At 50.8% G+C, this 14,023-nt stretch carries 13 protein-coding genes and 1 pseudogene; 5 read left to right on the top strand and 9 right to left on the bottom strand.

The annotated features are described in order from the left end of the window. Nucleotides 1-170 precede the first annotated feature (170 nt). A complete protein-coding gene (locus tag HWX34_RS02855; protein WP_178970904.1) occupies nucleotides 171-476 on the top strand; it encodes an acyl carrier protein in 306 nt (101 codons plus the stop codon). Continuing rightward, the gene (locus HWX34_RS02850; RefSeq protein WP_178970903.1) at nucleotides 473-1,699 is read left to right on the top strand and encodes a beta-ketoacyl synthase; all 1,227 of its coding nucleotides are present in this window, start codon (nucleotides 473-475) and stop codon (nucleotides 1,697-1,699) included. Before HWX34_RS02855 ends, HWX34_RS02850 begins: the two co-directional genes overlap by 4 nt. 57 nt (nucleotides 1,700-1,756) lie before the next feature. Here HWX34_RS02850 and alkB read toward each other — a convergent pair whose 3' ends face one another. From alkB to HWX34_RS02835, 3 genes are all read right to left on the bottom strand, one after another. Further along, nucleotides 1,757-2,404, bottom strand: coding sequence for a DNA oxidative demethylase AlkB (gene alkB / locus HWX34_RS02845; RefSeq protein WP_178970902.1), 648 nt, complete (start codon nucleotides 2,402-2,404; stop codon nucleotides 1,757-1,759). Then, nucleotides 2,394-3,497 carry a bifunctional DNA-binding transcriptional regulator/O6-methylguanine-DNA methyltransferase Ada gene (ada, locus tag HWX34_RS02840; RefSeq protein WP_178970901.1) on the bottom strand — a complete coding sequence of 368 codons (1,104 nt, stop codon included), beginning with the start codon at nucleotides 3,495-3,497 and terminating at the stop codon, nucleotides 2,394-2,396. Before ada ends, alkB begins: the two co-directional genes overlap by 11 nt. 159 nt (nucleotides 3,498-3,656) lie before the next feature. Then, complete coding sequence (locus HWX34_RS02835; RefSeq protein WP_178970900.1) at nucleotides 3,657-4,676, bottom strand: porin; 1,020 nt, start codon at nucleotides 4,674-4,676, stop codon at nucleotides 3,657-3,659. A gap of 404 nt (nucleotides 4,677-5,080) precedes the next feature. On the opposite strand from HWX34_RS02835, the gene HWX34_RS02830 reads away from it, so the two are divergent. Then, nucleotides 5,081-5,281, top strand: coding sequence for a hypothetical protein (locus HWX34_RS02830; protein WP_178970899.1), 201 nt, complete (start codon nucleotides 5,081-5,083; stop codon nucleotides 5,279-5,281). 97 nt (nucleotides 5,282-5,378) lie between these two features. On the opposite strand, the gene maiA is transcribed toward HWX34_RS02830, so the two are convergent. The 4 genes from maiA to HWX34_RS02810 all read right to left on the bottom strand — a co-directional run bounded on the left by maiA (nucleotide 5,379) and on the right by HWX34_RS02810 (nucleotide 9,157). Further along, the gene (maiA, locus tag HWX34_RS02825) at nucleotides 5,379-6,029 is read right to left on the bottom strand and encodes a maleylacetoacetate isomerase (RefSeq protein WP_370459662.1); all 651 of its coding nucleotides are present in this window, start codon (nucleotides 6,027-6,029) and stop codon (nucleotides 5,379-5,381) included. Between the two features lie 59 nt (nucleotides 6,030-6,088). Beyond that, entirely contained in the window at nucleotides 6,089-7,105 is a 1,017-nt protein-coding gene (locus tag HWX34_RS02820) for a fumarylacetoacetate hydrolase family protein (protein ID WP_178970898.1), read from the bottom strand. Nucleotides 7,106-7,148: 43 nt separating this feature from the next. Continuing rightward, a complete protein-coding gene (locus tag HWX34_RS02815) occupies nucleotides 7,149-8,498 on the bottom strand; it encodes an aromatic acid/H+ symport family MFS transporter (RefSeq protein WP_255496553.1) in 1,350 nt (449 codons plus the stop codon). A 119-nt stretch (nucleotides 8,499-8,617) separates the two neighbouring features. After that, nucleotides 8,618-9,157, bottom strand: a complete 540-nt coding sequence (locus tag HWX34_RS02810; RefSeq protein ID WP_178970897.1) for a VOC family protein — start codon at nucleotides 9,155-9,157, stop codon at nucleotides 8,618-8,620. A 133-nt stretch (nucleotides 9,158-9,290) separates the two neighbouring features. Here HWX34_RS02810 and HWX34_RS21205 point away from each other — a divergent pair. After that, a pseudogene (locus tag HWX34_RS21205) lies at nucleotides 9,291-10,097 on the top strand (LysR family transcriptional regulator). Between the two features lie 319 nt (nucleotides 10,098-10,416). Here the strand turns inward: HWX34_RS21205 and HWX34_RS21540 are convergent. After that, entirely contained in the window at nucleotides 10,417-10,584 is a 168-nt protein-coding gene (locus HWX34_RS21540; RefSeq protein ID WP_370459661.1) for a DUF6538 domain-containing protein, read from the bottom strand. Between the two features lie 763 nt (nucleotides 10,585-11,347). On the opposite strand from HWX34_RS21540, the gene HWX34_RS02800 reads away from it, so the two are divergent. Next, on the top strand, nucleotides 11,348-12,277 hold the full coding sequence (locus HWX34_RS02800; protein ID WP_178970896.1) for a DUF6602 domain-containing protein: 930 nt from the start codon (nucleotides 11,348-11,350) through the stop codon (nucleotides 12,275-12,277). Between the two features lie 184 nt (nucleotides 12,278-12,461). Here the strand turns inward: HWX34_RS02800 and HWX34_RS02795 are convergent, their stop codons facing one another. Further along, nucleotides 12,462-13,502 carry a two pore domain potassium channel family protein gene (locus HWX34_RS02795; protein WP_178970895.1) on the bottom strand — a complete coding sequence of 347 codons (1,041 nt, stop codon included), beginning with the start codon at nucleotides 13,500-13,502 and terminating at the stop codon, nucleotides 12,462-12,464. Nucleotides 13,503-14,023 lie beyond the last annotated feature (521 nt).

Below are 14,023 nucleotides of genomic sequence, written 5' to 3'. Positions count from 1 at the left end.
TGCTAAGCCAGCATGCGTTGCTGGCTTTTTTCATGGTCGTGTAAATTTGTGTAATTCGCTTATAGTAGCGTCTTGTGATGACGGGAAGCCTGCGGCACATGGTTCTTGTCAACAACTGGCATAAAACTAGACAATAAACACCATAAATTTCCATCGGACAGCGGCATACAATGGCGTTCGACAGAAAAGATAACCCCAAGTACAGCCCAGATGCCGGGCAGTGCGGGCAAGGCAATGTGATGAACACTATTGAGCAGATCAAGCAGTTGATTGTGGAAAAGTTCGGTGTGAAAGCCGAAGAAATTCAGGCCGAACGTGCGCTGAGTGAATACGGACTGGACTCCCTCGGGCAAATCGAATTGCTGTTTGCAATTGAAGAACATTTCTCGGTCTCCATTCCCGAAGAAGAGGCGCATGTAGCCAATCTGCAGGAACTTGCTGACTTGGTAGACCGCTACAAGAGTACCGCCCAATGACGCAGGTGGTAGCCATCACCGGCATTGGCCTGATTTCGCCGTTGGGCAATCAGCTTGATCTGGTTTTTGACAAGCTGATGTCCGGCACCTCAGGCATTCGTCGATGGGAAGCTGAACAAACCGGGTGCAAGCCTGCGGTGGTTGGTGCTGTCGATTTTGATCCGGCCAACTGGTTTACGCGGCTGCAGCTCTCCGGTGTGGACCGTGTCAGCCAGATGGCAGTGGCTGCTGCCACCCAGGCGCTGGATGATGCCGCCTTGCAATTGCCGGAAGACAAGGAGCAGGTTGGTGTCTATGTCGGTTGTGCCATGGGTGGCAGTACCGCGCTGGACAAAGGCTTCCAGAATTTCTACCAGACCCATACCCGTGTATCTCCCCTGTCGGTGATTGCCAGCATGGCCAATGCGCCTGCCGGGCACATCAGCATGCGTTTTGGCATTACCGGCCCTGCGGTCAACTATTCGGTCGCTTGCGCTTCTTCTGCCATTGCGCTGGGTGAAGCCATGCGTGCCATCCGTCATGGTGAAATCCGCCAGGCCATTGCCGGTGGTGCCGAAGCCATGCTGCTGCCAGGCATTATCAATGGCTGGCAGTCCATGCAGGTGCTGGCCAATCCGGATGGAGAACAGCCGGAGCAGGCCTGCCGTCCTTATGACAAGACGCGTAGTGGTCTGGTACTGGCGGAAGGTGCTGCCTTTCTGGTTCTGGAACGACTGGACGATGCCGTGGCACGTGGTGCACGCATCTATGCCACGCTGGATGGCTATGCTTGCCGCAGTGATGCAACGCACATTACCAAGCCGGATGTCGCCGGACAGGTACGCACCATGCGCGCTGCGCTGGCTGATGCCGGTCTTGCGCCGGAAGCCATTGGCTACTGCAATAGTCACGGCACTGCCACGCAAGTCGGAGATGTGGTGGAGTGTGAAGCCTTGCAGTCAATTTGGGGCGAGGATACCCCCGGCCTGCGTGTGAGTGCCACCAAGTCCATGCATGGACATTTGCTGGGTGCCACCGGCGGGCTGGAAACCGCCATCACGGCGCTGGCCTTGTACCATCGCCAGATTCCTCCGACAGCGCATTGTCAGCAACTGGATGAAAACTGCCGGGTACAACATGTACTTGGCCAGGGTGTGGCCGCACCCGAGCTAGCGGCTGCCATCAGCAACTCGTTTGCTTTTGGTGGTAGTAATGCCAGCCTGGTATTGCGTCGCCATCAGTAATGCGGCAGCTGTCTTGTTCAAGCCCGCTTCGGCGGGCTTTTTCATGCCTGCCGCAGCTCAGGCGCGGCGAAAGGTCAGGCTGATGCGTCTTTTGCCCAGCAAGGCATGTTCTCCATCGGCCACAGGCATAATGCCGTGGAAGCGCAAACGTGCAGGGCCACCAAAAACCAGTACATCCCCATGTTGCAGCAACAATTTGCAGCAGGGGTCTTGCCGTAGCAGGCCGCCCAGCATGAAGCGGGCCGGCAAGCCAAGTGACAAGGTGACGATGGGATGTGTGTAATCGCGTTCATCCCGGTCCTGATGCAAAGACATCTTGCTGCCAGCCTGATAGCAATTGATCAGACATGCATTGCTGACAAAGTTGTCAAAGCCCGCTTGTGCTGCCCAAGTGCGGGCCAGCTCTTTTAACACCGCCGGCATGGCGGGCCAGGGCTGGCCGGTTTGCGGGTCCTTCCTGCTGTAGCGATAACCATGGCGGTCGCTGATCCACCCTAAGTCGCCGCAATTACTCATTGATACCGACATGGTGTGTCCACCCGCTGTTTGCATCTGACGCAAGGGTGCTTGCTGCAATACGTCTGAGACAGCCTGCCAGATTGCGGGCATGCTTGACTCTGCCTGCCCGGAAAGCAGACAAACTCCTTCCGCCAACTGCTGTTGCAATGGAAACAGACCAGCATCGCCAAACAGATCAGTCTGCATCGCTCCCTCCTTCTGTGTTGGCATCCCGTTCGCGCTGCAATAGCGACTGCTTACGCTCCAGGCCCCAGCGATAGCCGGACAAGCTACCATCCTGGCGAATCACCCGGTGGCATGGAATAGCCACTGCCAGTGTATTTGCCGCACAAGCCCGCGCCACAGCACGTACCGCGGATGGCTGACCAATTTTGGCAGCCAGCTCGGCGTAGCTCATGGTCTGGCCGGGTGGAATATCCCGTAGTGCCTGCCACACCCGCTGCTGGAATGCGGTACCGCGAATGTCCAGGGGCAAGGTGAGGCCTAGTTGCGGCTTGTCGATCAGGCTGATCACGGCCGCCATCTGTTGCTCGAAAGCCTGTTCACCTCCGCGCAAGTCTGCTTTGGGAAACTGATCCTGCAATTGCTTAAGCAATAAGGCCGGATCATCCCCCAGCAAAATGGCGCAGATGCCCTTCTGGCTTTGGGCTAGCAGAATAGCCCCCAGGCTGCACTGGGCAATGGCAAAGTAAATGACACTGCGCGGCGCTCCGGCACGACGTTCACTGGCAGTCATGCCCAGTCGTTGACTGGCTTGTGCATAAAAGCGGCTGCTGGACTGATAACCGGCATCGAGAATGGCATGGGTGATGGTGGGGGCAACCGGCAGCTGTTGTTGCAGCCGCTGATGACGCAATGCCATGGCGTAAGCATGGGGCGTCAGGCCGGTAATACGCTTGAACAGGCGATGAAAATGAAAGGGACTGATGCTGGCTTTGGCTGCCAGCTGCTGCAAGGTGGGTATCTCCTCGGCCTGCGCGAGGTAGTGGCAAGCAGATGTAATGATGTCCGCCTGGCGTTGGGACAAGCTGGGCTCATCTGGCGTACAGCGCAGGCAGGGGCGATAACCCGCTGCTTTTGCATCTTGTCCATTGGCAAAAAACTGCACGTTTTCCCGTTTGGGCAGGCGGGATGGGCAGCTGGCCCGGCAATAAATACCGGTGGTGCGCACCGCATAGACAAATTGCTCATCGGCCTGCGGGTTGCGTGTCATGACATCTTGCCAACGTGCGTCCGCCAGCGCGTCCGACGACTGTAATGTGGAAGTGGTTGTGGCCATGGTCGCTGACTCCGGGTGTGGAACGAGAAAACAATAAGCTCAATCCATGGTGCTGACACCCGCTTACTTGCGCTCAAATTCTAGCAGACCCCGCTTGGCGCAAAAAAATAAGCCTGCACGATGGCAGGCTTGAGAAGGATCAACTGACTTGCGAAGGGCTTAGAAACTCTTGGACAGACCGATCAGTTCGCCATTGCGGGCGCTGCCACCGGCTTGCGGCTTGTCATGCGACAGCTCGATATAAGCCATGGTGTGCTTGCTCAGGTTGTAATGTACCAGCAGGTTGACGTATTTCTCTGTGCCTTGAGCCAGTGCGGGGGAGTTGTCTTTGCGTACCCCGGTTTGCAGACCCAACTGGGTATTGCCAATGGTGTAATAGGCATACAGCGAGGTTGCGTTGATCACGCTGTCATCGGCCAGCTTGTTACGTTGGTATTCCACTGCCAGTTCCAGCGCATCAATCGGCTTGTAGTTGGCGGTCAGGTGCAACTGGCGATTGCTGCCCAGCTGGCTGGTGTTGTTGGCATTGCTGTTGGTGGTGTTGCTGGAGGCACCATAGTTGGCGGAAACCGTCCAGTTGCTACCGCTGAAACCAGCGAGAACAGAGTAGCGGTTGGTACCGCTGTTGCTGGAGGTCTTGTTTTCATCGGTGGAGAACTGCACGCCACCATAGAAACCGCCCAGATTGCCCGGCAGGTCGTAACGGACCATATTGTTGCCGGTTACACCGCCATACCAGCCCAGGTGGTTATCCGGGCCAGCCCATACGCTGTAATCGAACTTACCGTCTTCCACGTTGCCGGTGCCCTTACCGGCACGAATCATACCGAAGCTACCCTTCAGGCCAACAAAGCTGTCATCGCTGGCAAAGGTATTAGCCTGTTTACCCATTTCATCGTAACCGCTACCGGTCGGCGAGAATCGGTTGTTGACCTGGAAGATGGCGCTCAGGCCATTGCCCAGGTTTTCTTCACCATTGAAGTTGATCTGGCCACGACCGGCCACGTTGGTGGTAGAAACGGCTGCCGGATTAGTGGTGTAACCCCAGGCGCTGTTGGCCGCACCGTTGTACTGCAACACGCCAGCACGGACAAAACCGGAAATGGTTACGCCTTCATCAGCATGGGCATAACCGGCGCAGGCAGCCAGTACGGCCAGAGCAATGTATTTGTTTTGCATCTTGTCTATCTCCAATTGTCTCGCTTTGTTGTTTTGCTACTTAAGTTTGCGTTGGCAACCGGCGTTTTGCCTGACTTGTCCACCGCAAAAGCAGGGACATTGTTAATTTCTGTGACATTTACGGTCAAACGCATTTTATGTAGCGCTTCCACTACATATTGACGCTGTTGTATGTAGTAATTTAACTACAATAATTTGCGATGCCTTATGTCTCCATATTCGTATTTGTTACTAGTAAATTTCACAAATTAAACTGTTTGTGCACTTATCCATCTTCGTTGGTAATCTGCAACAACTTAGCATGATGTGTCACATTTATAGTTTTTATTGGCTTTATGCTGCACATGCACATTTTATGATGCAATTTAAGTGTGATTTTTGTTTATGAATAAGTAGTACTTCTGATGACTTATTTTGAAAATGAAAGGCGTGCACAAACCAAGCTGGCGCGTTTTATGGCAGCCATTCACCAGTTTGGCTCGTTTTGGGTTGATGACTATTCTTTATGCACGGTGCTGGTGCGTGAGGACAATCGGTGCCGCAGAAAGAGTAGAGGTGAAACTTGCGCAATAAAATTGCGCAATCTGGTGAAGGGCGGCTATTAGGCGTAACTGGAGCCTATTGCGTAGAGGCCGGCCTGGAGTGACCAGTCGACTCTGCTGATTGATTCGGCAGGTACCGGTTGAGATGGGCGGGCTTATCCTATTCCGTATCTGGTTGCATTTCTGGTGCCGCGGCCTGGAATGCGGGGAGCGTGACACAAGCTTGGTAAATGCGACGGATGGTTGGCATTTGCGCAAGTGAACAATCGAAGCGCAAGGCATTGAATACCTGGGGTACAAGGCAGCAGTCTGCCAAGCCTGGTGTGTCGCCATGGCAAAAGTGACCCGTGCGGGCTTCGTCGGCCAGCATGGATTCCACAGCCATCAAGCCCTGAGTTACCCAGTGGCGATACCACTGTGCTTTGTTCTCTGCGCTAAGCCCGAACTGTTGGGTTAAAAAAACCAGCACACGCAGATTGTTGAGTGGATGAATGTCGCAGGCAATCGTTAGGGCCAGTGCCCGTACCCGTGCACGATCTGCTGCATGGTGGGGAAGTAGCGGAAGGGCGGGGTAGGTTTCTTCCAGGTATTCGATGATTGCCAGGGACTGCGTCAAATCGTTTCCCTGCTCGGTCTCCAGGCAAGGGACAAGCCCAAGCGGGCTCTTGGCGCGATAACCGGCCGAATGTTGTTGGCCGCCATCCTTCAGCAAATGAACGGCTACCGTGTCATAAGGCAGTCTTTTGAGGTTGAGGGCAATACGCACCCGGTATGCGGCGGAACTTCTGAAGTAGGTATATAGCTTCATCATGCGTTTTCTGCAGGCTGTAGGCCGGTTGGCTGATGGATTCAGCCACCGGCCAGACAGGTTTAGCTCATGTAAGGTTGGACAGATTGCTCAATGCAGCCGAACAGGCTTTGGCCGTCGCGACCAAACATCTCGATACGCACGCGATCGCCAAACTTCAGAAATGGCGTTTGTGCTTGGCCTGTTTCTATCGTTTCATACATGCGCAGCTCGGCCAAACAGCAATATCCGACACCGCCATTGTCAATCGACGAGCCATGCAAATTGCCTTGCTTGTTAGAGACCGTCCCCGAGCCGATGATGGAACCTGCTACAAGCTCTCGCGTCTTGGCCGCATGGGCCACCAGTTGCGGGAAGCTGAAGGTCATGTCCTGGCCGGCATCGGGCTGCCCGAATAGCGTGCCGTTGACATGCACGATCAGCGGACGATGTGCCTTGCCATCTTGCCAGTCATCGCCCAGCTCATCAGGCGTGATGGCTACCGGACTAAACGCAGAGGCTGGCTTGGACTGGAAAAAACCAAAGCCCTTGGTCAGCTCCGCCGGAATAAGATGACGCAACGAAACATCATTCACCAGCATCAGCAGCCGGATACTGGCGGCGGCCTGCGCCACATCACAGCCCATGCGGACATCGCCGGTGATGACGGCGACTTCGGCTTCGAGGTCGACTCCCCATGCTTCGTCCAGTACGGCAATGGGGTCACGCGGCCCGATAAAAGAATCCGAACCGCCTTGGTACATCAGAGGATCCGTCCAGAACTCCGCCGGCAAGACCGCGCCGCGAGCCCGGCGTACCAGCTCGACGTGATTGACGTAAGCCGAGCCATCAGCCCACTGATACGCGCGTGGCAAGGGAGAATGACACTGCGCCGGGTCGAAGGGTTCTGCCGCCTGTAACTGCCCTTGATTCAGTGCATCGTAAACGGCGCGCAGCTGACTTTCGCTGTGTTCCCAATGATCCAGAGCCTGTTGCAGCGTAGCTGCAATGCCGGGAACGGCTTGGTAATGTGTCAGGGTGCGATTCACCACAACCAACATACCGTCACGGTGCTTGCTTTTTAAGGTGGCGAGTTTCATGGATTAGTACTCCGGATTGGACAAGGAAGAGAGGGCTGCATGTTCAACTACGTTGTGCTGCCGCACGCTGATTACGGACCGCTTGCGCACGGCTACCCAGCAACAGGATCAGGACAATCAACACCGAGGGGAGGGCGACGAGATGAAACAGCGTGCTTTGGCTCCAGTTGAGCGCAATCAATTGGCCGCCAAGGACCGGGCCGATCAGCGAGCCGATACGGCCGATGCCCAGACTCCAGCCCACACTGGTGGTGCGTAGTGCGGTGGGGTAATTATTGGCCGCCATGGCATTGATGGCCGGCTGGCCGCCAACGACTGCAAATCCGGTCAGGAACACCGCACCAAATAGCAACAGCACGGTATCTGCCGTATGACCGATCAGCGCAATGAAAATGGCTGCGCTGATAAAGCAAGGTATCAGCACCCGCCGGAAGCCAATGCGGTCGATCAGCCTGCCCATGGCTACCGTGCCAAAGGTCCCGCCCAGTTGCAGTGCAGCGCCTACCAGCACCGCTTGTTGCAGGCTCAGGCCCGCCAGTTTGGTAATGGTGTGCAGCCAATTGGACAAGAAATAAAGGGCAATCATATTGAGAAAGCTGATGCACCAGATCATCAGTGTGCTGCGGGCACGACCCTCCTTGAACAGCGCCATGACCGGCATGCCTTTGGCGGGCTCTTCGGCAACAATCAGCTGCGCCGTGTGTGGCCGTTTCTCGTTAGGCAGAGCTTGCTGCAGCACGGCGAGTGCCTGGCTTTGCTTCTTGCCGCTCAATACCTGGAATTGAATGGATTCGGGCAAATGCACCAGCATCAGCAGCCCAAGCAGGATGGGCAGGATTACCCCCAGATAAAACACGGATTGCCAGCCGAATTGCGGAATCAGCGCAGCGGCCACAACGCCGCCCAGCATGGCCCCTATGGTAAAGCCACAGGAAACCAGCATCATGATAGATATGCGCTTGCGCCTGGGGCTGAATTCGCCGCATAGCGCCATCGCATTCGGCATGATGGCCCCCAGACCAAAGCCGGTAATGAACCGCATGATGAACAGTTCCTCGATGGATCTGGCCAGCGGCGTGGCCAACATGCACAGGCCGAAAAAGAAGGTGGACGCCAGCAGTACCGGCCGACGGCCCAGCTTGTCCGCAGCAATGCTTAAGAGCAATGAACCAATCAGCAGTCCGAACAAACCCGCCCCGAATACCGGACCGAGCGCTGCCTTGTCGACCTGCCAGTCCTGCAGCAATGCCGGGGCGACATAGCCCATGGCCTGGACATCAAAGCCATCCAGTACCATGCAGACACCACAGAGAATGTAAATCCACCACTGGAATCGGCTGATGGGGTTTGCGTCAATGCGCTTGACGACATCAATCTTGATCATCGAAGTCATGATTTGTCTCCTGGCCACCTTGTTTTGCAACATGCAAAGGCAGCGCGGCCAGCCCTGACGCGGGCCGGGCAAGTGCTAAGCACTCGTGATGGGAAAGGAAGGCTGTCTCGCTTGGTGCTTTAATCCGCGTAGCTGCCATCGTGCATCCAGCGGGCATGCGCCGGTGCGCGCTTGGTGATGGCCCATTCCTCCAGCATGTCCCACTTCACGGCATCCAGCTTGTCCGCCATTTGCGCGGTGCCGGTATTCACTGCTAACTCCAGGCGGTGGCCGTTTGGATCAAAGAAATAAATAGACTTGAAAATAGTGTGATCGGTCGGCCCGATAACGGCGATGCCATCCGCCTCTAGCTGTTGCTTGGTTTGCAGCAGCGCATCCATGCATTCCACCTCCAGCGCCAGATGCTGGGTCCAGGACTGGGTATTGGGATCGCGCCCCATTTCCGGCAGGGTCGGGAGCTCAAAAAAAGCCAGGATGTTGCCACTCCCTGCATCCAGAAATACATGCATGTAGGGGTGTGGTTCCTGGGTCGAGGGCACTTGATCTTCCGCGATCGCCAGAATGAAGTTCATCTTCAGGTATTTCTGATACCACGCGACCGTTTCTTTGGCGTCCTTGCAGCGATAAGCTACTTGGTGGATTTTCTTGATCAGTTGCATCCTGCTGTTCTCCGAATCCGTTTGTTGATGAAGGCAGTGATTTAATATTTATGGCTACGGATTGGCGGTCATTAGACGCATTTGTTTTTTATGATTCCAACCGTTTTTTATGATTGATTAATCAGTTGATCTTATGAATGTGACGCTGCGCCAGCTCCGGGCATTCCTTGCCCTTGCCCTTGCCCGTACCGGAAGCTTTACGTTGGCGGCCGAGCGCCTCTACATCACCCAGTCGGCCCTCTCCGGGCTAATCAAGGAATTCGAACAGACCCTGGGGATACGGCTGGTCGACCGTAGTACACGGCGTATTTCTTTGACGGGAATGGGGCAGGAGCTTTTTCCACTGGTTGAAAAAATCCTGCACGACCTAGATTGCCTGCTGGTAAATGTTGCCGAGCGCAAATCGCTGAAGACAGGCCTGGTCCGTGTTGCCGCCCCACAGCTGATGGCATCGACCTTACTGCCAGAAATGATTGCGTCTTATCACGCAGAACACCCGGATGTTCACATCAAGCTGGTCGACTCGGCAGTGGAAAGCATTGTGTCGCGCGTTTTTTCCGGGGAGGTCGATTTTGGTATCGGCCCGTAGCGGGAACCGCACTCCGATATCTGTGCCGAAGTGTTGTTTGAGGGCCACTTTCTGGCGGTTTATCCCAAACAACATCCACTCAGCTACTTGCGTGAGGTCAGCTGGGCGGACCTAGCTGCCTACCCCTTTATTTCTTTACAAGGGCAGTTTACCGAACGTCTGATGGTGGATCTGCGTGAGGCCTCGGGGGAGATAAAAATTACGCCGACAAACGAAGTTGCCTTCATGTCCACGGCACTCGCCATGGTCAATGCCGGCCTAGGTGTAACCGCTTGCATCACCTACGCGTCCTCCCTTATTCAGCTATACCGGCTTGAAAGTTGCCCTTTGGTGCAACCAACGGTGCATTGATGCTTTTATGCCTTCACGCAAAACAATCGTACCCTCAGCCCAGCGGCAGACAGCTTTAAAGCCTTTGTCACCCGCTACCTCAGCCGATAACACTAGCTTGTCGCGGATGCTGATCAGGGGCGGCACAACGTCGATTGGTAAATTCACACCCTTCACGCTTCCCCTATGGGGCGTCCATGAGACGGGCGATACTGGCGTGACAGACATTTCAGCATTTTGAACTGCTGAAAATGGGTTTGACGGGAAGAGCAGTTGTTAGGCCGCACTCTGGCACTTGGCCGCAGTGTCGGTACAAGATCTGACGCTATCGCTTGTCAATTCATTTGCTGGTCAGACGTGTTGTTTCGGCGCGATCGTTTTTGGTGCGTAGCGAAAACGTGATTTCTTTTTTGCCGAGATAGCAAACAAGAACGTCAGTAGGGATACGACGACGAAGATAGTAAGTGCCGGATTGGGGGGGGGGGCGTTGCAGGCCTGTGGGTAACATTGGCGTGGTTCATGGTGTTCCGATCCAGAGTATAGGGAACCAGGAAGAAAACTGAACTTATTACCGCCAATGTGTAGGAGTGTTGTGTGGAACTCAGGGCCTGAAAAGCCTTGCGTAGCCTGGATTTACTGCAGAATCAACACTTTAGATGGGTCTGGCGGAGAGGGAGGGATTCCGAAATTTATCGCGTAACCCTCTGTTTTCCTGGCACTTTTCAGTACTTCTACACACGTAGACGATAGCTGTTGTGTAGGGCTGATGTTGCAATTGTAGATGATGTATTCACACCATGTAAGCTCATTTGGTTGTTTTGGTATTTGAGTGGGAGGGGAGTGTGAGGTGGCTGTTCAGCAGATTGTCGGCTTCATGACGTTCGACCGAGTTCAAGGAAGCGGCTGTTGTTGCGAGTAATAGCACTTAAGGTGGTTCAAAATTCGTGATAATTCACTCAAAGTTGTTGGTTTGCTAGTCTCAAAGAGTACACATCAGTTCTTTCCAGTAGAATATGGTGAATGTGAATATGTTCTAGAGTAGCACATCGCTCTGAGGGGTGACTATACTTATAGTCAAGTAATACTCTGAATATGATAGTAGTCTACTTTGATAATCTGGTTCTAATTGTTTGGTGTAATTTTTATTTGTGATTTTATTTTTATATTCAGTATAAAGAAGTTATATTTTACTTTGGAGAGTGTGTGCTGTGTATTATAGCCCAAATCCTTCACGGCCATTAAAGACCGTTGATTCTGATGAAGATACTGAAGTGTCTGATGCTTATCTCCAGTTGCTTGAGCAGTGTCGGGTAAAAGAAAACGCGTTGATTGATCAGCGTAATATGATAAAAAGAACGTCTGGTATTCATCCGGATCAAGCGGGGGAGCAAACTGAGCATATTTTTGCTGAGTTATTAGCTAAATTAATTCCAAGTGAATTTAAGATTGTTCAGCGTGCTAGGATTTCTATTAATAATGAGCTGCGCTCCCCGCAGATTGATATCTTAGTGCTTAAGCCTGGTGGTGATAAAATATTAAATGGAATAAACTATTATCCACGTGAAAATGTACTTGCAGCGTTTGAATGTAAACTTACTTTACGCAAAGCAGACCTGGCTAAAATCGCATTAACGGCAAATACAATAAAAGGTGACTACGCGGTTGGTAATATAAATACTGCTACATTCTCTAATGTATACCCAACCTGCACCCCATACTTTGGAGTCCTTGCTCTAAGTTGGGAAGGGGGGGATTCTTTGGAGGGGATTAGAAAATTGATAGATGAAGTAGGTTTTTCTCTTCAAAGGAGTGCTGTCGGCAGAATGGTGGATTGTTTTTTTGCTTTGCCTATTTCATTTATTTCGGTATTTCAAGAGCAGGATATTTTTGATAAAAATAAAACAGAACTTGTTGTGAAATATGAATCAATTCTTGAGTATTATGAAGATAGTGAAGGTGTAATGAGATTGCATCTGCCAAATCATGCGGTCAGAGATGGAGAGTGTTCTAAGCAAAAAAAGTATTCAAAGAATACAGTCCACAATTCCTTAGTTGGGCTTGGCGATTTTTTGAGTAAGATTGTTAATGAATATGATTCTAAGTATGATTTTATGGTGAATAATTACGTTTTCTACAATAATGGATTGTGGGCAAAATATTTTCTATATGAAGGTCCAGTTTGCAATTTTAAACTATCATAGTTTGTGGTTTTTACTGGCTTTGTTTCACAAATCAGGACTTGCTCATGCGGTTATTTTACCGGACGGATACAAGCCCTTATTTGTGAAACAAAGCCAATGGATATTTGAAGAAAGTGTATAAATAAGTGTGAGGTAAAGAACATTAATTTTTACTTTGTTCTTTACCTTTCTCAGAGTATGTTTTTCAAATTTTAGTTTCTCTTATATTTTCATTTGTTTTTTCATCTAATGTTATATCAAACATCTCTACGTTGAGTTGACTGTAAAATAAATGCATTAGTGACAGTTGGTGCTTTATTTCATTAATAACAATATTATTCGAATTTGACTGATCAATTATTTTGGTGTGCAGCAAGCTAAAAATCATTTCACTTGATTTTATAATTTGTCTTACTGAAGTAAGTGTTTCGTCATTGTGTATGATTTTTCTTATATTTTCATTTATTTTTTCATCTAATATTATATTTAACATGTCTGCGTTGAGTTGACTGTGAGATAAATGCATTAGTGACAGTTCGTGCGTTATTTTATTAATAACAATATTATTCTCATTTGACTGATCTATTATTTTGGTGTGCAGCAAGCTAACAATCATTTCGCTTGATTTTATAATTTGTCTTACTGAAGTAAGTGTTTCGTCATTGTGTATGATTTTTCTTATATCGATGCTGTTTTTTTTTGGTTTATCTTGGTCTTTGTGAAGTGATTTCCGGAATTCAAATTTCATTCGAAACAATTTTTTGCGTAGCTTGTTTTTTTCAAATGCAATATGATTAAAGACAGTTTTGGCTAGATCGCTTGCATTTCCATCAAATGTTTTGCAAATAAGGCTTATGATAATTCCAAGAAGGAAAACACCCATGAATGAGTCGATAAGCGAAATCGTTCTGGCAGAGTAATTAACTGGTGCGATATCTGCAGCGCCAATGGTTGAGATCATCGCTGTATTGTAATAAAGCGCGGTCGCTAGATTGATGGAATTGTCAATGGTTTGTTCTACAGTAATATGTCCTCCATTTGAGCTTGAATTGGATACGGCGTGTAATATTGCAAACTGGCCAATGCCTCCGAAGGACATCATAATGCTAGCTATTGAAACCCATGCTGCTAATAAATAGAAAAAGAATCGACTCCTCCAAACGTTAATTGCCATGTCGACGGCATGTTCAGGCTCTGGAATGTCAATCGCCATTTTAGATATTTTTTTGGGGTCAAAATCTATCATAATAAATCCGAAATAAAATGCTTGTCTGATAATTCATATTATTTTATTAAAGTTCCTTGCGGACGGGATAATATTTTAATCTGTATGAATCAATGCATCACAAGCTAAATAGTAAGAAGTTTTACTTGTCAATGCCAAGTGAATATCCGTATTATTGTGCATATTTTATGCATAGTCAATAATAGAATGTTTTGGCTTTGTTAATGGTATGAACGTTCCCCACTTGGCCGGCTTGCCCCGTTAAGATCGCAGGTGTGCTACTTTCACAGGAGCTCACCATGCGTTGTCCCGCACTCACTGAATCTTGCTTAAGATGGACATGCTGACACCAGCCCATAGTGTCTATTAAGAGCTGTCCGCCAAACACCCACAGACAAGGAAGACCGGGCATCGAGCACGATGCCCGGTCTTGAGAGAGAACAATTTCCTTACCAACATTACCTTATCCCGCTCACTGATCCGCCAAGACCAGTTGTCGTGTCCCCCGCCGCCAAGCAGAGAACACGGCACATCACTGCAAA

It is taken from the genome of Aquitalea sp. LB_tupeE, assembly GCF_013391415.1.
GTDB lineage: Bacteria > Pseudomonadota > Gammaproteobacteria > Burkholderiales > Chromobacteriaceae > Aquitalea.
This window is presented reverse-complemented; position numbering and strand designations above follow the sequence as displayed.